This is a genomic window from Nonomuraea purpurea (assembly GCF_042650645.1).
Lineage (GTDB): Bacteria > Actinomycetota > Actinomycetes > Streptosporangiales > Streptosporangiaceae > Nonomuraea > Nonomuraea purpurea.
Genome location: NZ_JBHSBI010000036.1, coordinates 92072 through 109459 on the forward strand (window position 1 = coordinate 92072; position 17388 = coordinate 109459).

31 protein-coding genes are annotated in these 17388 nt (G+C 69.8%); 10 read left to right on the forward strand and 21 right to left on the reverse strand.

Going from position 1 to position 17388, the window contains the following annotated elements:
- The first annotated feature begins 1 nt into the window (after position 1).
- The 3 genes from ACFOY2_RS46070 (at position 2) to ACFOY2_RS46080 (ending at position 1685) form a co-directional block, all read left to right on the forward strand.
- Positions 2-124, forward strand: coding sequence for a hypothetical protein (locus tag ACFOY2_RS46070; protein ID WP_379534493.1), 123 nt, complete (start codon positions 2-4; stop codon positions 122-124).
- Positions 125-580: 456 nt separating this feature from the next.
- On the forward strand, positions 581-844 hold the full coding sequence (locus ACFOY2_RS46075) for a hypothetical protein (protein ID WP_379534494.1): 264 nt from the start codon (positions 581-583) through the stop codon (positions 842-844).
- 571 nt (positions 845-1415) lie between these two features.
- On the forward strand, positions 1416-1685 hold the full coding sequence (locus ACFOY2_RS46080; RefSeq protein ID WP_379534495.1) for a hypothetical protein: 270 nt from the start codon (positions 1416-1418) through the stop codon (positions 1683-1685).
- Positions 1686-1704: 19 nt separating this feature from the next.
- On the opposite strand, the gene ACFOY2_RS46085 is transcribed toward ACFOY2_RS46080, so the two are convergent.
- A complete protein-coding gene (locus ACFOY2_RS46085; RefSeq protein WP_379534496.1) occupies positions 1705-2037 on the reverse strand; it encodes a DUF2829 domain-containing protein in 333 nt (110 codons plus the stop codon).
- Positions 2034-2810: a peptidoglycan recognition protein family protein gene (locus tag ACFOY2_RS46090; protein WP_379534497.1), complete on the reverse strand. Its 777-nt coding sequence runs from the start codon at positions 2808-2810 to the stop codon at positions 2034-2036. The genes ACFOY2_RS46085 and ACFOY2_RS46090 overlap by 4 nt, the downstream gene beginning before the upstream one ends.
- A gap of 483 nt (positions 2811-3293) precedes the next feature.
- Between ACFOY2_RS46090 and ACFOY2_RS46095 the strand changes: the two genes are divergently transcribed.
- On the forward strand, positions 3294-3425 hold the full coding sequence (locus ACFOY2_RS46095; RefSeq protein WP_379534498.1) for a hypothetical protein: 132 nt from the start codon (positions 3294-3296) through the stop codon (positions 3423-3425).
- A gap of 351 nt (positions 3426-3776) precedes the next feature.
- Here ACFOY2_RS46095 and ACFOY2_RS46100 read toward each other — a convergent pair whose 3' ends face one another.
- From ACFOY2_RS46100 to ACFOY2_RS46160, 13 genes are all read right to left on the reverse strand, one after another.
- Positions 3777-3962, reverse strand: a complete 186-nt coding sequence (locus ACFOY2_RS46100) for a hypothetical protein (RefSeq protein WP_379534499.1) — start codon at positions 3960-3962, stop codon at positions 3777-3779.
- Positions 3959-4372, reverse strand: a complete 414-nt coding sequence (locus tag ACFOY2_RS46105; protein WP_379534500.1) for a hypothetical protein — start codon at positions 4370-4372, stop codon at positions 3959-3961. The genes ACFOY2_RS46100 and ACFOY2_RS46105 overlap by 4 nt, the downstream gene beginning before the upstream one ends.
- A 50-nt stretch (positions 4373-4422) precedes the next feature.
- Positions 4423-4821 (reverse strand): hypothetical protein, encoded by a 399-nt coding sequence (locus ACFOY2_RS46110; RefSeq protein ID WP_379534501.1) that lies wholly within the window; start codon positions 4819-4821, stop codon positions 4423-4425.
- 74 nt (positions 4822-4895) lie between these two features.
- Positions 4896-5582, reverse strand: a complete 687-nt coding sequence (locus tag ACFOY2_RS46115; RefSeq protein WP_379534502.1) for a hypothetical protein — start codon at positions 5580-5582, stop codon at positions 4896-4898.
- 123 nt (positions 5583-5705) lie between these two features.
- Positions 5706-6236, reverse strand: coding sequence for a hypothetical protein (locus ACFOY2_RS46120; RefSeq protein WP_379534503.1), 531 nt, complete (start codon positions 6234-6236; stop codon positions 5706-5708).
- Positions 6237-6338: 102 nt separating this feature from the next.
- A complete protein-coding gene (locus tag ACFOY2_RS46125) occupies positions 6339-6845 on the reverse strand; it encodes a hypothetical protein (RefSeq protein WP_379534504.1) in 507 nt (168 codons plus the stop codon).
- A gap of 69 nt (positions 6846-6914) precedes the next feature.
- Complete coding sequence (locus ACFOY2_RS46130) at positions 6915-7229, reverse strand: hypothetical protein (RefSeq protein ID WP_379534505.1); 315 nt, start codon at positions 7227-7229, stop codon at positions 6915-6917.
- Between the two features lie 56 nt (positions 7230-7285).
- Complete coding sequence (locus ACFOY2_RS46135; RefSeq protein WP_379534506.1) at positions 7286-7672, reverse strand: hypothetical protein; 387 nt, start codon at positions 7670-7672, stop codon at positions 7286-7288.
- Positions 7673-7757: 85 nt separating this feature from the next.
- Positions 7758-8093, reverse strand: coding sequence for a hypothetical protein (locus ACFOY2_RS46140; RefSeq protein ID WP_379534507.1), 336 nt, complete (start codon positions 8091-8093; stop codon positions 7758-7760).
- Between the two features lie 267 nt (positions 8094-8360).
- Entirely contained in the window at positions 8361-8825 is a 465-nt protein-coding gene (locus ACFOY2_RS46145; protein ID WP_379534508.1) for a hypothetical protein, read from the reverse strand.
- Positions 8826-8973: 148 nt separating this feature from the next.
- Positions 8974-9114, reverse strand: coding sequence for a hypothetical protein (locus ACFOY2_RS46150; protein ID WP_379534509.1), 141 nt, complete (start codon positions 9112-9114; stop codon positions 8974-8976).
- 213 nt (positions 9115-9327) lie between these two features.
- Positions 9328-9882: a hypothetical protein gene (locus ACFOY2_RS46155; RefSeq protein ID WP_379534510.1), complete on the reverse strand. Its 555-nt coding sequence runs from the start codon at positions 9880-9882 to the stop codon at positions 9328-9330.
- Between the two features lie 68 nt (positions 9883-9950).
- Positions 9951-10898, reverse strand: coding sequence for a hypothetical protein (locus ACFOY2_RS46160; protein WP_379534511.1), 948 nt, complete (start codon positions 10896-10898; stop codon positions 9951-9953).
- A gap of 175 nt (positions 10899-11073) precedes the next feature.
- Here ACFOY2_RS46160 and ACFOY2_RS46165 point away from each other — a divergent pair, with 175 nt between their 5' ends.
- The 6 genes from ACFOY2_RS46165 to ACFOY2_RS46190 all read left to right on the forward strand — a co-directional run bounded on the left by ACFOY2_RS46165 (position 11074) and on the right by ACFOY2_RS46190 (position 14295).
- Complete coding sequence (locus tag ACFOY2_RS46165) at positions 11074-11346, forward strand: hypothetical protein (RefSeq protein ID WP_379534512.1); 273 nt, start codon at positions 11074-11076, stop codon at positions 11344-11346.
- A 96-nt stretch (positions 11347-11442) separates the two neighbouring features.
- Positions 11443-11691, forward strand: a complete 249-nt coding sequence (locus ACFOY2_RS46170) for a hypothetical protein (RefSeq protein ID WP_379534513.1) — start codon at positions 11443-11445, stop codon at positions 11689-11691.
- An 80-nt stretch (positions 11692-11771) separates the two neighbouring features.
- Positions 11772-12506 (forward strand): DUF6573 family protein, encoded by a 735-nt coding sequence (locus ACFOY2_RS46175; protein WP_379534514.1) that lies wholly within the window; start codon positions 11772-11774, stop codon positions 12504-12506.
- A gap of 56 nt (positions 12507-12562) precedes the next feature.
- Positions 12563-13405, forward strand: a complete 843-nt coding sequence (locus ACFOY2_RS46180) for a hypothetical protein (RefSeq protein ID WP_379534515.1) — start codon at positions 12563-12565, stop codon at positions 13403-13405.
- 73 nt (positions 13406-13478) lie between these two features.
- Positions 13479-13913, forward strand: a complete 435-nt coding sequence (locus tag ACFOY2_RS46185; RefSeq protein ID WP_379534516.1) for a hypothetical protein — start codon at positions 13479-13481, stop codon at positions 13911-13913.
- Positions 13914-14124: 211 nt separating this feature from the next.
- A complete protein-coding gene (locus ACFOY2_RS46190) occupies positions 14125-14295 on the forward strand; it encodes a hypothetical protein (protein WP_379534517.1) in 171 nt (56 codons plus the stop codon).
- 232 nt (positions 14296-14527) lie between these two features.
- Here the strand turns inward: ACFOY2_RS46190 and ACFOY2_RS46195 are convergent, their stop codons facing one another.
- From ACFOY2_RS46195 to ACFOY2_RS46220, 6 genes are all read right to left on the reverse strand, one after another.
- The gene (locus ACFOY2_RS46195; RefSeq protein ID WP_379534518.1) at positions 14528-14686 is read right to left on the reverse strand and encodes a hypothetical protein; all 159 of its coding nucleotides are present in this window, start codon (positions 14684-14686) and stop codon (positions 14528-14530) included.
- A 79-nt stretch (positions 14687-14765) separates the two neighbouring features.
- Positions 14766-15311: a hypothetical protein gene (locus ACFOY2_RS46200; RefSeq protein WP_379534519.1), complete on the reverse strand. Its 546-nt coding sequence runs from the start codon at positions 15309-15311 to the stop codon at positions 14766-14768.
- A gap of 53 nt (positions 15312-15364) precedes the next feature.
- Positions 15365-16006: a helix-turn-helix domain-containing protein gene (locus ACFOY2_RS46205; RefSeq protein ID WP_379534520.1), complete on the reverse strand. Its 642-nt coding sequence runs from the start codon at positions 16004-16006 to the stop codon at positions 15365-15367.
- 19 nt (positions 16007-16025) lie between these two features.
- Positions 16026-16775, reverse strand: a complete 750-nt coding sequence (locus ACFOY2_RS46210; protein ID WP_379534521.1) for a 6-pyruvoyl trahydropterin synthase family protein — start codon at positions 16773-16775, stop codon at positions 16026-16028.
- A gap of 106 nt (positions 16776-16881) precedes the next feature.
- Positions 16882-17049, reverse strand: coding sequence for a hypothetical protein (locus ACFOY2_RS46215; RefSeq protein WP_379534522.1), 168 nt, complete (start codon positions 17047-17049; stop codon positions 16882-16884).
- Positions 17046-17342 carry a hypothetical protein gene (locus ACFOY2_RS46220; RefSeq protein WP_379534523.1) on the reverse strand — a complete coding sequence of 99 codons (297 nt, stop codon included), beginning with the start codon at positions 17340-17342 and terminating at the stop codon, positions 17046-17048. Before ACFOY2_RS46220 ends, ACFOY2_RS46215 begins: the two co-directional genes overlap by 4 nt.
- Between the last annotated feature and the right edge of the window lie 46 nt (positions 17343-17388).

Below are 17388 nucleotides of genomic sequence, written 5' to 3' on the forward strand. Positions count from 1 at the left end.
CGTGGTGGTCGCGCTGATCGGGTGGGCCCGCGCGGAGATCCGCGACCACACGCCCGCCCAGGCGCTCGCGGGCGCCTTCGCTGGAGCCGCCGCCACGGCGGCGACCCTGGCCCTGATGCTGTAGGCGGGGCGCTTACCGAAAGGTAAGGCCGCTTCTACCGGGACACTGTGTCCCTCTCTGACACGAGGTCACGCGCGTAGCGTGGCCTCGTTGGCGTTGGAGCGGCTGTATCCGAGCAGACCCGTACACCGAAAGGGGGCCGGTGTCTACCCCCAACAATTTGTTGGGTTCGACCCGGGTGTGTGCCCGTAGCGTTGCCTCGTTCGCGTTGGAGCGGATGACGTCCGAACTCGTCATTACAACCTCGGAGACGATCTGCTCTAGCGTTGATCATGACGAAGGGGCCCAGGCCGTTGGCGCGGCCGAGCCCCTCGTCACAGTCAATGCCGACCCCCGGGAAGGAGACCCGACGTGCTGCACGCCTGTACTTTGCAACTCCAGGCTATCCACGCGCGTGGGGTGCCGCAACGACGGCGCAGCCTTCCCGAGGGCGGCACAACCCCTAGTAGTGGAGCATCATTGCCGTACCTCGTGCCGCCTGACAAGGCGCCGAACCCTCCTGAGCCCGCGCAGGCCGAGCAGCCGCCCAACAGCGCTGCCGACACCCCCACGGGCAGTAGTACCGGCGTCATCGTGTCCGACAAGGCGGTGGAAAGCATCACCAAGATGGTGGTGACCATCGGCGTGACCGCGCTCATCGTGGGCGGCCTGATCACGCTCATCGCTCTCGGCTACAACCCTGCGGAGTTGCTCGGTCTGTTCGGCAAGCTCATCCCCAGGTAACCGCCGCTATCCCGTCGTCTATCGCTAGCGGCCGTCCATCCAGGGCGGCCGCCAGCGGCATGTAACGGCGGACACGGCCTGTTGGCCCGTGGTGGTGGCGGGAGATCGAGAGCGGCTCGCGTCGAGATCCGTGACCACACGCCAGCCCAGGCGTTTCGTAGGCGTCGTGGCCGTGGCCGCCGCCACGGCGGCCACGCTGGCCATAATGCTATAAATCGTACAAATCGGAAAAAGCGGAAATATGAAATACGTTCTTTTTCCGGCTGGCATTTTTCTGAACTTCCACAGCGAGCACACCCACTCGCCGGGCGTTTCCGCAGGTCAACGCGGTTACTACAAAAAACGCGAGGAGTACCGGTAAACTAGCTACAACGACGAAAGCCCCAGCCCGGCAAGGCTGGGGCCTAGTCGTAAGGCCGGACCTCCAAGAGGCCCCGGGCGCTTAGTACATGCTAAATGGTTGCACGTTTAGAGTACGCGGCGCCCTGGTCCAGGCGCAACACGGACGCCCCGTGACCTGGGCTTCTTGGAGTCCGGCCAGTCAGGTAGCACCTACTGGTTAGGAGTTCAGGTGTTCGATAGAACGCCCCCTGGTCCACCCCCGGACCGACGCGATGACCAAGCGTGGGTCATCGCGGCCATCCCGCTCAAGACGCTGACGGACGCCACGACGCCGGCTCCCCCGCCGCCCGACGAGGGGTTCCGGATCTCTCCCAAGGCCCTCGGAATACTCGCGAAGTGCGCCTTCGGGATCGTCGCGCTCTGGGCCGCCGTTGAGCTGGCCAAGCTGGGTGCCGACCCTGCGGTCCTCGGCCCCATCCTGAAGCTCTTCAAGTTCTGACTTCAGGAAGCCCCGCCGTCTAGCGCTGGCGGCCGTCCCCCAGGGCGGCCGCCAGCGGCACGTCAGGCCCGCATGCCGGGCCGCCCACGATCTCCCAGTCGTCGGCGTCCATGTCCGACTGAGATGCCACCCACGGGACGATCTGGCCATCCGCGGTGAACATGTCGAGGTGGGGCCGGTAATCGATGGTCTGGCCGACGAGCTCGGGCGCGGCCTGACCGAGCGGGCGGTGCGCGTCGACGGTGATGGTGGAGCCGGGCACGTGGAAGATCCACATGCCCTTGCCGTTCCAGCCGGCGCGAGTGAGCCTGTGACCGGCTTTCAGGGCGTTAAGAGCGTCAGCAAAGTTCACTTGCTCGCCGCCTTCTGGCCGGCCTGCCACGTGGTCTTGTCCACGGTGCCGGTAACGAGCAGCTTGGCCTTGGTCTGGAACTTCTTGGTCGCCGTGGTGGAGCCGGGACCGTACAGGCCGTCCACGTCGACGTCGTAGCCCAGCTCATCGAGGAGGGCCTGCCAGGTTTCGACGTCGGCGCCCTTCATGTACGCCTTGCCCTTGGTGTAGACGAGGGTCCGCGACCAGGTGACGGGTTTGGCGGGCTTGCCGTCCACCTCGGCTCGCACGAGCGCGAGGAACCGGTCCCATGGGAAGCCCTTGCCGGGGTCGGTGTGGGAGCCGGTGCCGGGGTACGCCTTGGTGACGTCGACGTGGGCGCAGAATCCCTTCTGCCCGGCCCGCACCTGAGCGGGGGTCAGGTGGCGGATGGGGATGTTGTACTTCTTCACCCAGGCCGCGGCGACCTTGGCGGCGTTCTTAAGGGTGGCGAGGCTGAACGCGTCCAGCCACTGGGCTCGGGTCTGCCGGGCGTAGCCGGTCAGCTCGATGTGCAGGCCGTCCGCGTTGGCGTTCGGCGCCGCCCATGCGGTGTCGCCGTCGTCCACGCACCGGACGGTGCTGTTGTTGTCCACGCACACGTGTGCCGAGGTCTTCGGGCTGCTGGTGGCGAACCAGTTGGCGACGTTCTCGGCCGTGGTCGGCTTCTCCGGGGCCTCCATGGAGTGCATGACGATCAGCCGGACGGGCCGGACGCGGCCGTTGTGGTAGTAGCGGGCCTGAATCTTCTTCATCGCTCCCCCGGCGGGTCGGTGGTAGGTCGCCGGGGAGGATGCCGGGTTTCGGCGTTAACGTCGTGTCGGCTGTTGGTGGCGGTTAGGTTGGCTGCATGGGAGGGCGGGCGAGGCGACGAGGCCCCCAGAGACGACCGAGCCGGGGCACGCTCGTCGTGCTGTCGGCGAGCACCATGTTCGCCGGGGTGGCTGCCAACTTCAGCGAACAACCGACGATCTCACAGGTGGTGTTCGGCGTGCTGGCGGTCGCCGGAGCAGCGGCTCTTGGAGCAGCCGAGGAACCTTTTAAAAAAAGCGGCGGTGAGCGTATGCGCTCACCGCAGGTCAGGAGGTGTAACACCTTGCCTGGGCTCCGTACGCCTCTCAAAAAATCCTTCGCCGTCTTTCAGACCGGCAGAGCCGCTGTGGGCTTCCCAGCGCGCTGATTAGGGGGCTTAACGTCGCGCGGCCCTGGTCGTACGCTCGCGGCAGGGAGGTCGAGGCATGAGGCGTGGCACCGAGGATGTCGAGTTGACCGGGGTCGAGTGCGGGGAGTTGGTCATGACCTACTCCGCCGGGGAGACGGAGGACGACTCAGCCGAGGAGGTGCCGGCGGGGTACGGGTGCGAGCGGTAGTCGTGTTCGATCTGGGGGAAACGCGACGGTTGGGGTAGGCGGGACGTTACTTTGGTCGTGTGGGAGGGCGGGCACGACGCCAACGCGACAGCGATCCGGGGCGCGGCCCCCGCGTGCTGGTGCTCTTGTCCGGCGCGACGATGCTGTTCAGCATCGGTTCTAACTTCGCCGAGCCGCCTGCGTGGCATCAAGTCCTGTTCGGCGTGGCCGCTGTAGCGTGTGCCGCTGTGGCCTCGGCCCCAAATAAAAAAATCCCCAAACCGATCTCTTGCCTACGCTCGGTAGCGATTCTTTGACCAGTAGATACAGGGCGCCACTCCGGTCCGGGTGGCGCCCATCTGTGCTGTCTGGTCAGTAGGGGCGGGCGGCGAGTTCGGCCTTGGAGGTGAGCCGGGCCCGCCCGACGACGGTGAGCCCGCGCTTCGCGGCCTCGGCCTCCAGCTCCTCCAGGCCCTTGTCGGTGAAGACGTGGCCGAACACCTCGTACTCGCCGGTGGCCGGGTCCTGGACGATGATGACCTGCTTGCCCTTGGTCACGACTCCACCAACTTCAGGATGCGGACGTTGTCGAGGTGCGTCTCGTCGTCCACAACGTCGCGCACGTCGGGGTCGAACTGCTCGAACCAGGCGTCTTCGTGCACGCGGAGGAAGGTGGTCACCTCGGACACGTCGTCGGCGATGGTCTCGGGGACCACGACGCGGGCCGTCACGTGGTGGGTGGCGGTCTCTTCGTAGTCGAACGCGACGGCGATGGCGAAGTGGCCGGGCTCGATCTCCTCCTCGTCCTCCTCGGCGTGGGCGAGCGTGGTGAGGCGGGCCGCGAGGCTGTCGAGGGCGGCCTTCTGCGGTTCGGTGAGGATGTCGTCGTCGCCGTAGTGCAGCCACAGGATCGCGGCGGCCTGCTCGATGACGGTGGCGTCGGTGTACTGGTCGGTGGTGGTGCTCACAGGCGGTGTCCTTGGGATGGGCCCGCCCCTGTGCGGGGCGGGCCGGTGGGCTATCGGGAGGGGTTGCCGCACTTCTTGCAGGCGTCGCACTGGTCGCAGCAGTCGGTGGCCGTGTCGCAGTGCTCGCAGTTCCGGCGCGTGTTGGTGGTGGCCTCGCCGCATTCGTTGTCGCAGTAGGTGCGCTCGGCGGGCTCGCGGCAGTTGTCGGCCTGCTGCTCGGCCTCGATCTCGTCAATGGCGCAGCCATCGATCTCCACCAGCTCGTCGGCGCTGACGATGGAAATCCCCGCGATGGTCACGTGGCCCTGCTTGTGGTCGATGTCCACGCTCTGGATTTCGGTGGCCTGCGCGCGGGCCTCTTCTACGGTGGCGGCCTTGATGAGGGCGTAGCCGGAGATGGTGACGTCGATGCCGAACACGTGCAGGGTCGGCTCGTTGGTGGTGGTCAAGGTGGGTGCGCCTTTCCGGGCGTGGTGGACGAGAGGAAGGGGGCCCGCCCCTGTGCGGGGCGGGCCGGGGTGGGTCAGGGGGTGAGCAGCGCGAGGAATTCCTCCACGCGCGGCGGGACGGCGGCGGGCACCTTGGCCTCGACGGCGATCCGGGTCAGGCCGACCATGCGGGCGCGGTTGGCGGCGAGGGTGCGGATGACGTGCACGGGGGCGAACTGCCACGAGCCGGGCAGGTCCTCCTCGTGCACGACCTCGGCCATGGCGGCGTCAACGTCGTCGCCGATGCTGAGTTCGATGGTGCACGACGCGGTGTGGTCGCCGATCTCGTCGCACTGCTCGCACGCCACCAGGTCGGGGAACGCGCTGTTGTATCGCTCTTGAGCCCTGGCTATGATGCCGCCGAAGTCGAGGCGGGGGCCGCTGCCGTAGGCGCACTTGGTGAGCCAGCCGCGCAGGGCTTTGACGGACACTACGGTCGCGAGGTGGGCGGGGAAGTCCGCGCCGATCGCGATGGTCATGATGTACGGGTCGTCGATCTGGTTGAGCCAGCTCTCCGCGAACCGGCGGAGGATCTTGCGCTCCTCCAGGCCCTTGGGGTCGATCCCGGCGAGGGTGGCGGCCTCGTGGTAGGCGTCGGCGGCGCGGCCGATCAGTTCGGCCATCTGGCCGTAGCGGGCGGGGACGGCCGGGATCGCCTCGGCGAGGGCCTTGTACTCGTGGCCGGTCATGTAGCGGGAGGTGATCCTGGCGAGGGTGGTCATGGTGTGGGCCTCCTGGGGCTGGTTGGTTCCTGCGAGCCGATGACCGCTCATAGACTAACAAGTAAAAGCATATGGGTTGTTTATATAATTGGCAAGCTGATCAAGCCCCAAGATCCGCAGGTTCTACACCAGGCGGGCGTCCGACATGCCGTTGAGCCTGGCCAGCCTGCGGGCCCCCGCGCGGAGACTGGCCGAGGTGCCGACCGACCGGCGGGTGTGGTCGGCGTACACGCGTACGCGTCCCTCGCGGCCGGTCTCCTCAACGGTGCCGCCCCAGCTCGGGCCGATCACCCGCCATCGCGACGTGTCCGCGCCGACGATGCGGCAGTACACGTGCGGCTGGAGCAGCATCAGGCCGCGCTCCCGCTGGTTGATCAGGACGCGCAGCGAGTCGGCGGCGAGACGCGCCTCGTGCAGGTCCGGCCACGCTGCCACGTCGGCGATCTGCCCGGCGTCGGCGTCCCAGCGCAGCGTCAGGAACGGCGCCCTCTCCAGGGCGGCGGCCGCGATGCACGCGGCGCCGTTCCGCTCGATCACGACGGCAGTCGCCGGCGGATCGGCCAGGGCGGGCGGCATGACGCTGCCGGGCAGGGCGAGCAGCGTCCCAACGATGATCTCGGCAGCGCTGGCGGGGGTGTTGATCACGTTGCCCATGGTGGGCTCCAATCGGGTCGTAGAGGGGCGTTCAGGGCCGTGCACAACCCCCGGCGGCCGAGGGCTGGGGCGGGCCCGCGTCGCTCGGGCCCGCCGAGGGGGCTACCAGGTGGCGGCTTCGGGCCGGTCCCGGAGGGTGGCGATCACGTAGGAGGCGTTCACGTCGCCGTGGCCGATCTGCTCGGCGAGTCGGTGCACGGTCGTCTCCAGGCGGGCGGCCGTGAACCGGTCGAACGGGGCGCTCGTGAGGATGCCCACCAGGCGGCGGACGCGTGCCACGGTTGAGGCGATCGGCTCGTTGGTGTTGGCGTCGGTGTCGAGCACGTACCCGATGAGGACCTCGGTGCGGGTCCACTGGCCGCGCACGTCGTCGTGCTGGAGTCCGGCGGGGATGTCGTAGGCGCGGGCGGCTTTGGACAGGCATGGGTGGAGGATCGTGTTACTCCACCGCATCGTCAGGTGGCTGAGGTCGGTGACGCTGCCGCTCCAGTCGCCGGGCAGGTAGTAGTCGTACATGGGGCACTCGATGTGGTGCGCGGTGGGGGCGGTCGAGTCGGGGCCGAGGACGACGGCGAGCAGGCTGGGGACGAACGGGGCTTCGGTGGTCACGTGGGGCCTTCCTGGGGCTTGAGAGGGGCGCGGGCCCGTACCGCACGGGCCCGCGCCGGGGCGGGGTGGTCAGGCGGGCAGGGGGAAGCTGGCGGGGCTGGTGGCGTCGGCGAGCGCCTGGTACTTGGCGGGCAGCAGCCAGGCGTCCGGGCTGTGGGGGGTCTCGCAGTGGAAGGAGGTGCGGCGGCCGATGCTGCCGTTCTTGCGGAGGCGGTAGCCGACGACGGTGATCCATCGCTGCCAGCCCTCGGAGGGCGTCCATTCCCACTTGATTTCGGCGATGGTGGGGGTGAACTCATTGCCTGCGCGGTCGGCGAGGTTGGGTGTGGTGGCGGAGTCGAGGGCGATCTCGACGGTGTAGCGGGCGCGCTCGGTGACGTGCATCCAGGGTCCTTTTCTCGGGGAGGGCGGCCCGCCCGGTGCGGGCGGGCCAGAGGCGGTTAGCGGCGCTTGGGGGCGTTGGCGATGCCGAGGAAGACGCGGCCCTGCAGGACGACCCATTGGCGGTCGTTCGCGGGGTCCGACCATGCCCGGCTGAGCCAGTCGATCGCGTCAAGCCAGCGTTCGGAGCGGCCTGCGGTCCCCAGCGCGCAAAGCTGCGCCCATGCGACTTCCCAGTCCTTGTCTTTGATCGGGCCGTCGTCGATGGTCTTGAGGGCGGCCAGGCGGCCCGACACGTTCATGCGTGGCGCGGGCGGGGCGTAGGGCAGCTCCCACGCGGGCGTGGTCTCGCAGTCGTGGGTGAAGTAGCGGCGGTTGTTCTTGACGCGGTCGGGCTCGACGGCGACGCGGCAGCCGGGGCAGAGGGCGGCGAGGACGTAGCTCACAGGTTCTCCCTGATGGGTGTGGCGCGGGTGCGGAGGGCGCGGGGCCCGCCCCGGGCGGGGGTGGGCCGGGGTGGGCCGGGGTGGGCTACTTGGTGGCGACGGCGGCGAAGCGGGTGATGCCGTTGCCCCACTGGAGGAGCAGTGCAGGCATGACGGGCTTGCCCTTCAGGGGGCCGTCGGTGTGGTCCCAGACGCGGCGGGCGAGCCCGTAGCGGGCGCGGTAGCGGCCGTCTCCGAGGATGTCCCAGATGTTGCCCTGGCCCATCGGGTCGGCGTCGCGCCAGATGCGGACGGCGGTCTTGCGGTCAACGCCGCCGATCGACTGGAGCGCGGGGATCGCGGCGCTCTCGTCGAATTCGCCGGTGGCGATGGCGACGCGGAGGTCTTCGGCGAGCAGGCGAAGCAGGTCGGGTGTGAGCATGTGGTTCTCCTGGGGCTTGGGGTCGGTGACCGCTCACCGACTCACATGTAAAATCGTAAGGGTTATTTACATCCTTGGCAAGTGGGACGAGCGAGAGAATCCGCAGGTCTACGCCCCGCTCACAGGGGCAGGGCAATCGCCGGCGGGCACAAAACCGCCCCCGCCGGCGCAAGGCCAACGGGGGCGGCGCCGCCCCGCTCGTTCGGGTAATCAGCCCGAGGGGCGGCGGCATGTCCTAACCAGGAAGCGATCAGGCACACCTGCAGCTTAGGCGGTGGCGCGGGGGGCGATCTGCGAAATCCGCTGGTGCGACAAGCCCAGCACCGTGCCCGCGTCCCGGGTGTTCCAGCTCTTGCCGATCAGCGTTCGGGCCGCGTGGCGGACGGCGTCCCGTTCGGCCTGCTCGGCCTGGGCGCGGGCGATGCGGGCTTCGGTGACGGCCGTTAGGACGTCCGCGGCTTCAGGGTCGGCGGGGGCAAGGTGAAGGGCGACGGTGCCGGGTTCGGCCTTGAGGGCGTCCAACAGGAGGGAGCCGAGGTTTCGCCTGACGTCGGTCCAGTAAGCGCCCTGCGCCTGAACGGCGCCGCCGCCGGGCAGGTCGGTGACGGTGGCGGTCCACTGCTTGCCGGTGCGGGTGACGGTGGCGAAGTAGGTGGTGGCTTTGGGCAGGCTTTCGTCGGCGTCCTGCAGGAGGTCCGGCTCGTCGAAGATCGCTTCAAGGTGGTTTCTCATGACCAGTAATTTAGGGCTTTCGCCCACTCCTGTCTAGTAAGCATTTCTGGAAACTGTCTAGTTGTCATAGACAAGCGGAGAGGGATGGGGCTCACGCCGGGAAGGGGGCGAGCGCCCCACCTGGAGGGCGGGGCGCTCGCTTCTCACATCAGCCAGCCGCTCCGGTCTTCTGGCCCTTGGCCGGGCACGGCGTCCCGTTCGGACGGTCGTGCTCGGGGGCGGGCTTGCCGGGCGGCGTGTCCGGGAAGTACGTGCCGCACCAGCGGCACTCACTGTCCGTGGCTGCCATGTGAACCCCTTCCTGGTTAGCCCCTCCGGTTGATGAGGCCGGAGGGGGCTTGCGAGAGCTACTCTCCCGCTCACAAGTAAAAGCATATGGGTCGTTTATACTCTTGGCAAGGGGTTGGGCGTGCGAAGATGGGCGCTCACCGCGCCCCCGTGGGCCTGGATTGGCCGGGGCGATTCTCGGGACATGCCGCCATCCGCCCGCCCGCTTGCCTGCTCAGATGAGCGCCGCCACGTCCTTCTCGCAGCAGTCCGTGACGATCGCTCCCGTCTTCCCGGGCGTGGTCACAGGCGGGTCGGTCCTGCCGCAGGCCGGGCAGGCGTCCAGGTAGCCGGTGCCCGGCTCGCGCGCCGCCTCGGCGGCGTCCTCGGCCGCGTCGAGCACGTCGAGCAGGGCGTGATCGGCCGCCACCGACACGCGGAACGGGAGGAAGAATCCGTGCTGGTCGCGCAGCACGGTGTCACGCCGCTTCTTGACGCGGGCGTTCAGGCCCGCGTCCCGCAGGCGGGCGGCGATCATGTGGGCGTCGCCCTGGTGGCGGAAGTCGCCGGGTGTCAGGGCGCGGGCCGTGATGACGCCGTTCCGGTGCTGGGCGTAGATGACGTACCGGGGGCCGGCGAATGCGGGCAGCGGCTCCCCGCGCTGGTTGGTGCCCGGACGCCACGCGGTTTCGTCTTCAGGGACGTGGACGCCCCACAGTGCGGTGAACCCGGACTCGGGTTCGACGGGGTGGGCCTGGAGCGTGGAGCGGACGTAAACGGAGGAGATCATGGGTGCCCCTTTCTGGGCTGTGGCTGTGGGAGGGGTGCCCCCCGGCTTGTGGCCGGGGGGCGGGGCGGTCAGCCCTTGTAGGGGGCGTGCATGGCGGTGGGGGCGTCCGCGTCGGCGGGGATGCCGTCACGCTCCGGTGCCGGTGCCGGGGTGGCGGCGGGGGCGGTCTTGCGCTGGCGGATGACCATCAGGGCCCAGACCAGGGCTGCCGTGCCCGCGATGGGCAGTAGGCCGTCGATGAGGTCGAACATGGTGGAGATCACGGAGGTGTCGCCCACGGTCTTCATGCCGACCGCGTTGTCTGCCGGGGCGGGGGCGGGGGCGGCGACCTGCGGGGGGATCTCCTGCATGGTCGGCTGGGTGGCCGGTGCCTCGATCTGCGGGGCGGGTGCCTGTGCCTGCGGGGCGGCGGCGGGCCGGTCGATGTAGACGGTTGCCGGGGTGACCGGGGTGGTGGCCGTCTTGGGCTTGGCTGTCGCCTTGGCCGTGGGGGTGGCGGTGGCCTTCTTGGTGGCCTTGGGGGTGGCCGTCACGGTGACCGTGGGGGTGGGGGTCGGGGTGACCGTGATCGTGGCGGTGGGCTGGGGCGTGGCCGCCGGGGTTTCCGTGCCCGTCTCGGTGGGCGTGGGGGTCGGCGTGGGGGGCGGGGTGGTGGCGGTGACGGTGACGGTGATGGTGTCGATCACCGCGCCCTTGCCTGCCGCGAGTGTCAGCGTGTAGTCCCCGGCGGTGGCCGGGAGGTACTTGCCGCTGAAGGTGGTGGCCGCGCACAGGGGGTCGCGCGGGGCTGAGGCGATGGGCTGGGTGTCGCCGTCCGGGGTGGTGACGGTGATCTTGGCGTCGCACACGTTGGTGACGTTCGCGTCCACTGTGAAGTGGGTTCCGGCCTTGACGGTGTTGCCGTTGGCCGGGCTGGTGATGCTGCCAGCGTCGCCCGCGTGGGCGGCGGTGGCGGGAGCGAGCACTGCCGCGAGGGCGGCGATGCCTGCGAGGGCGTAGGCCCTGAGCTTGACCATTGAGGTCCTTTCCTGGGGCGCCGCCGGTGACCGCTCACCGGCTGACATATAAAAGCATATGGGTCGTTTATATTTTCGTCAACATGATCAGCCGAGTAGACAGGATCATAAATAACCCTTATTCTTTTCCTTATGAGTCGGTGAGCGGTCGCCGACAAAGCCCCAGGAGGTAAGCATGACCATCGTCGCCACCCGCCCCGCCATCATCGCGGCCACCCTCTCCCCCGAGGCCGTCGCCGACGCGAAGGAACTGCTGGACGACCGGGGCTGGTTCGCGATCGACGGCGACGCGACCGGCGCGGAACTGCTCGACGTGATCGACGACGCGCTCGGCATGCGCGACGTGTTCCTGTGCGACGTCTGCCACGCCCGGGTCACCGACAACGCCCACACCGACAGCTACAGCGAGGAGACCGTGGCCGTCTGCGAGCACTGCGGCGACCGGTAGCCGCCCCCGGTTCCGGGCGGGATGAGCGGTCATCCCGCCCCGGAACACCCGCGAAAGCCCTCAAACGCCCCAGGAAGCCCCGGAAGGACCATCCCCGTGTCGATCACCCTGCCCGCCGCCCTCGCACCCTCTACGCCTGGTTTCCGGCCGTTCCTTGATCCCGCGTGCACCACGTGCGGCAACACGGACGTGAACCTCCTGGAAGACCTGAACGGCAACGCCTACACCGACTGCTGCCCCGGCAACCCCGTCGCCTGGATGTGCCCGGTCGCGTACGCGAACGTCTACCTCTCCCCCGGCGGCGACGAGCCCGAGCAGTGCCCCCACTGCCCCGGCTGCGTCTGAGCCCCAGTCCGGGGGCGGCGCGCACCGCGCCGCCCCCTCCCCTCCCCTGACTTCACCCTCTCGCCTCTGGAGGCAATTCCGTGATCTCCACCGCCATGACCGACCTCGGTGCCGTCTGGGTCGTCCCCGCCTACGTCGCGCACTACGCGGGCACGTTCGACCGCACCATCGAGATCACGCACGCCGTGTGGTCCGGCCTGGTCGAGAACCGCGACATCCGTGAGGGCGGCGACTTCGACGACCGGCTCGACCTGCTCCTGCGGGACGCGTACGAGGTCGCCAACCTAACGGGCGACGACGCCAAGCGCATTCCGGTGAGCGTGGCCCGCCACCGCAACGACGGCGAACGGTTCGAGACCGGCCTGACGATCCAGCTCAACGACGCCGACGACCCGCGCAGCCGGATCGTGCTCGCGCTCGCCGAGGAGCTGCCCGTGGACGCCCCGACCCGCGCCGACCGCATCGCCTCCGGTGACCTGGTCGAAGTGCCCGCCGACCTGTCCCGGGAGGCGAGCCTGCGGTTCCCGGTCGCGCTCACCCGGGCCGCGTGGGAGGACTGCGTGGCCTGGACGGACGCCGACAACCGGCGCAAAGGCACCGTGCAGGACGAGACCGGCCGCCTGTGGGACGTGCTCTGGATGACCCGCAGCGCCCTCGGAGGGATGCCGCGCGGGCACCGCCGCACGCCCGTCTTCCTGCGGCGGACGCCCCGGGATCGCCGCATCCGCAAGGCGCACCCGGCCACGCTGCACGCCGCCGTGTCCACCGAGAACGGCCAGCAGGTCATCACCATCTCGCACCCCAGCGAAGCCTGACCCCCTCCGGCGGGCCCGCACGGGCCCGCCCCTCGACACCCTTGGAGAACAGCATCATGAACGCTCAGGTCCCCACCCTGGAGGAGATCCGCGCCCAGTTCCGGCGCGAGGACCAGGCCGCCCGGCTCGGCTGGACAGTCGCGCACGCCGACGCCGTGGCGTGGGCAGTCGCCGGCGACTTGCACGCCGACGCGAAGGGCTTCTACCGCACCGGCCGGAAGGGCGGGCGCGGGCGCGCGGTGTCCCGTGACCGCGTGCGGGCGCTCATCTCGGCGGGCTTCCTGGAGCTGGACGGCGCGGCCGTCGTCGCCACGGCGGACGGGCGTGAGGCCCTGGCCGCGTGGGAGACGGTCCGGCCGGTCCCGGCGGCCGAGGACCCGAAGGAGCCGCTGCGCCCCCTGTACCAGGGGGAGGAGGCGACGCGCCGCCACCGCGCGTGGGAGGCCCGCATGGAGCGGAGCCGGGCCGAGTCGAACGCCTTCTGGAAGGTCGCACAGGCGCGGCTGGAGGCGGCCGAGGAGGAGGAGCGGCAGCGCCAGCGTGAGCGGGCCAACCGCCCGCTCAGGAGCGCGTGGGACGCGATCAACGGGCCCCGCCCGGACTACACGTACGAGGCGGACGGCACGGTGACGCTGAACGACGTGGACGTCACCCGGTACGACGACGCCGCCGAGGTGGCCGCGCCCGCCGAGGTGGCCCCGGCTGTCGAGGTGGCCCCGGCTGTCGAGCGCCAGGCCGTCACGCCCGCCGCGCCGCGCCACCCGGTTCGCCGACTGGCCATGCAGCGCGGGCCCGCACGGCGTCGCCCGTCCTGGCCGCGCCCGGCGTCGGCCCCGGTTGCCCGGCGGCTCGACCTGGCCAGCCACGGCCGTCAGCGCCGTTCGACCTTGACCCACTGACCCGACATCGTGCGGGCCCGTGCGGTACGGGCCCGCGCCCCTTCCCTCAAAGCTCCAGGAAAGGAAGCCCCTGATGCAGCTCCTCCAGGTGTCCCGCATCCTCCGCGCCACCGCTCCCGCCGACGACACCCTCAAGTACCACGTGTACTTCAGCGCCTACCAGCGGTCGGTCAAGGTGTGCCTACAGCCCCGGCCCGAGTCGAGCGGGGTGGGCCGCGCCTGGTTCGACGTGCTCGCCGAGCAGATGCCCCGAGACTGGCGCGTTGAGGTGGTCGCCGCTCTGGGCGACCCTGTGACCAGGACACTCAGCTACCTGCGGCTCGCCGCCCCGGCCGTCGAGGACGACGGGAACCCGCCGAACGGCTGCCGCATGTGCGGGATCGAGCAGCGCGACCACTGCAGCCGGTACAAGACGGGGACCGGCTGGCACTACTGGGTGGACCCGGGGGACGCGCTGCGTAAGGCCCGCATGCTCGCCCGCCGCGGCCGCGCGACCGCCACGGCGTAGACCCAGCACGCGGAAAGGCCCGAACCAGAGGAGGTCCGGGTCTTTCCGCGTTTCCAGGCGTATCCGCCACCGGTCGATCTACGATGGCCGCATTCCACCAAGCAACGGCAACCCACCGCAAGCCAGCCGACAAGGAAGAGGAGGTCTGAGGCTCGGAGGGGGTCCGGGCGCGTCTTCCCCTGTTGTTCGTTGCGCTTTGGTGAGAGTTGAAATGTCTGAAGAACGGGTTCTCATGGTCGCGCTCGCTGTCGTGGCCGCTGTCAGTATCGCGACCGCCCTCATGCTCGCGGACGGCAAGACGTGGCCCGCCGCCATCCTTGCCGGGCTCGCCGCCGGCGGGGCCACCCTGTGGGGCCTGCTGGCCTGGTTCAGCCATCCATAGACGACGAAGGGCCCAAACCCCCCTCTGCCGGGGTTCGGGCCCTTCTCTGTCTACCCGGCTTACCAGCCGCCCATGTGGGCCCGCATGCCGCCCATGTGCCGCATACCGCCCGTGGTACGGCGGACGCCACCGCCCACGCTCGCCGTCCAACCGCCTGTGTCACTCCCGTGTCTGATCATGGCCGTGAGCCTGCCAGCGCGGCAGGCCGGCGGCAACCCCCCGAGGACGACGCTCACAGCTCGGCCACGCGCACCTCCAACGCCTCAACCCGCCCGGCCGCTGGCACCTCGGCCGGTCGCTCGATCGGCATGGCGGGCTCCGGCGGAGCGAGCCATGGGTGCGACTGGAAGAAGACGCCCGTCAACGCCCGCCCGACGGGGTGCCGCCGCATCGACGCCTCACGAGCAGCCTCGTCAGCGTGAAGGGCGTAACGCTCCGTGCCAAAGTCTCCGGAATCCCCCGGCCCATGACTACCCACCGTGTTCCTCCCCCGAATCTTGCTGCTTGGCCTGCTCAGCGCGGGCAGCCTCGGCCGCCCGACGCTCCTTCGCCTTCCGCACCCGCTCCCGGATGCCCTCGATCACCTCCGACTGCGCCACCTCCACCGGGCCCGCGTTCGGGCCAGACACCTCCAACGCCTTCCGAGGCTGCCAATCGTCTGGATCAAGCTGCGCCAGAGCCTTCAACGCCACCACCCCATTCGGCGGCGTCACCTGCACCTCCTCCGACCCGTCCGGCCGGACCGTCCGCTTGATCTCCACCCCGCCCACCGCATCCTCAAACACCGCGTTCACCAGCCGGCCAATCGCTTTCGCGCCCGCGCGCGTAAACCGGGCCGAGAAGTCCGAGTAGATCGGGTCTGGGTCTTCCCCCTCTTCCCCTTTGGAGAGCCAGAGCTGGAGGGTCGATCGGCTGATGCCGCAGGCTGCCGCGGCTCCTCGGGTTCCGTGCCCGTTGGCTCGTGCTTCGCATAGGAGTTCGGCTAGTTCGGGGGTGAGTTTGGTGGGGCGTCCCATGGTGGTGTTCCTCCTCTCGTGGGGGTTGTCGGGGGGTGGGCGGTCGGGGTGGGTTATGCGGCTGGCTGGGTGGGCTTGGTGGTGCCGATGGTGTCGATGTAGGCAAGGGCGCCCTTGCGGTGGATCATGATGGCGTTGCCGACGCGGCGGCCGTCGAGTTCCTTGGCGTCGACCAGTTCGCGGATGCGGGAGGGGGCCAGGCCGAGGGCGTCGGCGGCCTCTTGGACGGTGAGGTCGTGGTTGGGGATGCGGCTGCGCATGGCGTTGATGACCGTCTTGCGGTGTTCGGTGGCGTACCAGCGGACGACGCCGTGGCCGGTGCGGAAGACGCGGCCGTGCTGTTCGAGGGTGCGGATGGCTGAGTGGACGCGGCCTTGGTTCTGCCCCGCGCTGGTGGCGAGGTCGGCGGTGGAGGCGCCGTGTGGGCCGGTGGCGTGGATCTGCTGGTAGAGGTGTTCGCGGTAGGCGACGGCTTCGGCCTGGGTGGCTCGGCTCTTGACGGGCGCGGGCTCGACGGCGGCGACGGGCACGGGGAGAGCGGTCTGGTCGCGGGTGGGGGCGGGGGCGGTGAGTGAGGAGGCGAGCTGCTGGGCGGCGCGGCCGAGCTGGTCGGCGAGCGAGGTGACGCGGGTGAGTTCGGCGATCGGGACGACGGTGTAGGAGTCGGCAGGGAAGCGGTTGGGGGCGGTGGCCATCGTGGTCTCCTTCGGGGGGTTACTTGTTGGGGTTGAGGAATCGGGCGATCGCGGCGTTGAGCTGGGCGTCGTGTTCGGCCTGCCGTGCGGCGACCGTTTCGGCGTTGGCCTGGTCGACGAAGTAGCGGGCGACCCCAATGGGAGTGCCGGACTCTCGGGCGAGCTCGATGGCCATGCGGGGCGCCGTCGAGGTGAGGAGGTCGCGCAGCACGTCCGGCGGCACGTCGCGGAACTCGCCGGGGACGTTGACCCGGACGGCCGCCGGGCGGGTGGGCGGGTCGGGGTTGTGCCAGGTAGCCGAGTTGTGGTCGGTCTCGCGGACGGTCACCTGCTGGACGTAGACGTCGCGTCGGGTGGTGGACTGCTCCAGCCAGGCGTGAGCGTGATGGGCGAGCAACTGCGCCACCCCTTCTACGGAGGGCCATAGGACGTCCGGGAAGTCGCGGCCGAACACGAACAGGCGCTGCTCGCGGGCGTTGAACGCCTGGGTGAGCGCCGAGGAGGTGCCGTCCGGGACTGGTTCGAGGAGGGGGAGCAGGTTGTCACCGGCGCCAAGCATGAGCGCGTGGTCGAGGCGGGCGTTGATCCAGCCGCGCATCCGCCGCTTGAAGGGGGTGAAGTCGACCAGGACGCCGTCAGCGCCGAGGTGGGGGCCGGCGATGGTCACCGATACCCGCCAGGTGTGGCCGTGGATGCTGGAGCACTTCCCGCCGAGGTGCGGCAGGGAGTGGGCGGCGTGGAACGCGTGGTCGATGGTTTCGGTGAACACGGCTGCGGTGGGTTCCTTCGGTGGTCTGGTTGTCGAGCGCCGGGAGTGTGGCACATCGGCGCCTTAACGTCCTGCCGGGGCGGGTTTGGGCTGGTGGCCTGCGGGTTTAGTCGGCGGCGAGGAGGATGAGGCCGAGGATGACGGAGCCGGCGAGTGTCCAGCACAGGAACGACAGAGCGGTGATGTCGGTGGTGGTGCCGGACCAGATGAGGGCGGCCAGGGTGGCGGCCTGCATGAGGAGGACGAGGCAGCCGTCCCCGCCGCGCCGGCTCATGAGAGGGTCCCAATGATGCGGACGGCCGCGTTGGGCTGCTGTACGGAGAGCGCGACCTGCGACATGGCGAGGATGTTGGCGATGTCGCGAAGGCCGGGTGGCGGCGTCGGCTCGACGCGGGCCGGGGCGGGCTCGAGTTCGCTCGTGGGCTCGGGCTCGGTGGGCGTGAACCAGTCGCGTGGCTTGTCGGCGGCCGCGGGCGTGATCGTCGCGGCCTGCCGGAACGGGCGGGTGGCCTGGTGCCGGTCGGCGTACTCGGCGGCCAGGCGGTCATAGATCGGCGTGTCTGTCACGCCGGGATGGGTAGCAGGTCGTTTCGTTAACGTCGCGCCGCGCTGG

Excerpts from the sequence above, each read along its gene's own strand:
- ACFOY2_RS46090 (WP_379534497.1), bottom strand. The coding sequence starts at position 2,810 with ATGAAGAAGATTCAGGCCCGCTACTACCACAACGGCCGCGTCCGGCCC.
- ACFOY2_RS46185 (WP_379534516.1), top strand. The coding sequence starts at position 13,479 with ATGCAGCTCCTCCAGGTGTCCCGCATCCTCCGCGCCACCGCTCCCGCC.
- ACFOY2_RS46200 (WP_379534519.1), bottom strand. The coding sequence starts at position 15,311 with ATGGGACGCCCCACCAAACTCACCCCCGAACTAGCCGAACTCCTATGC.
- ACFOY2_RS46150 (WP_379534509.1), bottom strand. The coding sequence starts at position 9,114 with ATGGCAGCCACGGACAGTGAGTGCCGCTGGTGCGGCACGTACTTCCCG.
- ACFOY2_RS46155 (WP_379534510.1), bottom strand. The coding sequence starts at position 9,882 with ATGATCTCCTCCGTTTACGTCCGCTCCACGCTCCAGGCCCACCCCGTC.
- ACFOY2_RS46180 (WP_379534515.1), top strand. The coding sequence starts at position 12,563 with ATGAACGCTCAGGTCCCCACCCTGGAGGAGATCCGCGCCCAGTTCCGG.
- ACFOY2_RS46205 (WP_379534520.1), bottom strand. The coding sequence starts at position 16,006 with ATGGCCACCGCCCCCAACCGCTTCCCTGCCGACTCCTACACCGTCGTC.
- ACFOY2_RS46190 (WP_379534517.1), top strand. The coding sequence starts at position 14,125 with ATGTCTGAAGAACGGGTTCTCATGGTCGCGCTCGCTGTCGTGGCCGCT.
- ACFOY2_RS46115 (WP_379534502.1), bottom strand. The coding sequence starts at position 5,582 with ATGACCACCCTCGCCAGGATCACCTCCCGCTACATGACCGGCCACGAG.
- ACFOY2_RS46160 (WP_379534511.1), bottom strand. The coding sequence starts at position 10,898 with ATGGTCAAGCTCAGGGCCTACGCCCTCGCAGGCATCGCCGCCCTCGCG.
- ACFOY2_RS46140 (WP_379534507.1), bottom strand. The coding sequence starts at position 8,093 with ATGCTCACACCCGACCTGCTTCGCCTGCTCGCCGAAGACCTCCGCGTC.
- ACFOY2_RS46215 (WP_379534522.1), bottom strand. The coding sequence starts at position 17,049 with ATGAGCCGGCGCGGCGGGGACGGCTGCCTCGTCCTCCTCATGCAGGCC.
- ACFOY2_RS46120 (WP_379534503.1), bottom strand. The coding sequence starts at position 6,236 with ATGGGCAACGTGATCAACACCCCCGCCAGCGCTGCCGAGATCATCGTT.
- ACFOY2_RS46195 (WP_379534518.1), bottom strand. The coding sequence starts at position 14,686 with ATGCGGCGGCACCCCGTCGGGCGGGCGTTGACGGGCGTCTTCTTCCAG.
- ACFOY2_RS46095 (WP_379534498.1), top strand. The coding sequence starts at position 3,294 with ATGAGGCGTGGCACCGAGGATGTCGAGTTGACCGGGGTCGAGTGCGGG.
- ACFOY2_RS46145 (WP_379534508.1), bottom strand. The coding sequence starts at position 8,825 with ATGAGAAACCACCTTGAAGCGATCTTCGACGAGCCGGACCTCCTGCAG.
- ACFOY2_RS46165 (WP_379534512.1), top strand. The coding sequence starts at position 11,074 with ATGACCATCGTCGCCACCCGCCCCGCCATCATCGCGGCCACCCTCTCC.
- ACFOY2_RS46130 (WP_379534505.1), bottom strand. The coding sequence starts at position 7,229 with ATGCACGTCACCGAGCGCGCCCGCTACACCGTCGAGATCGCCCTCGAC.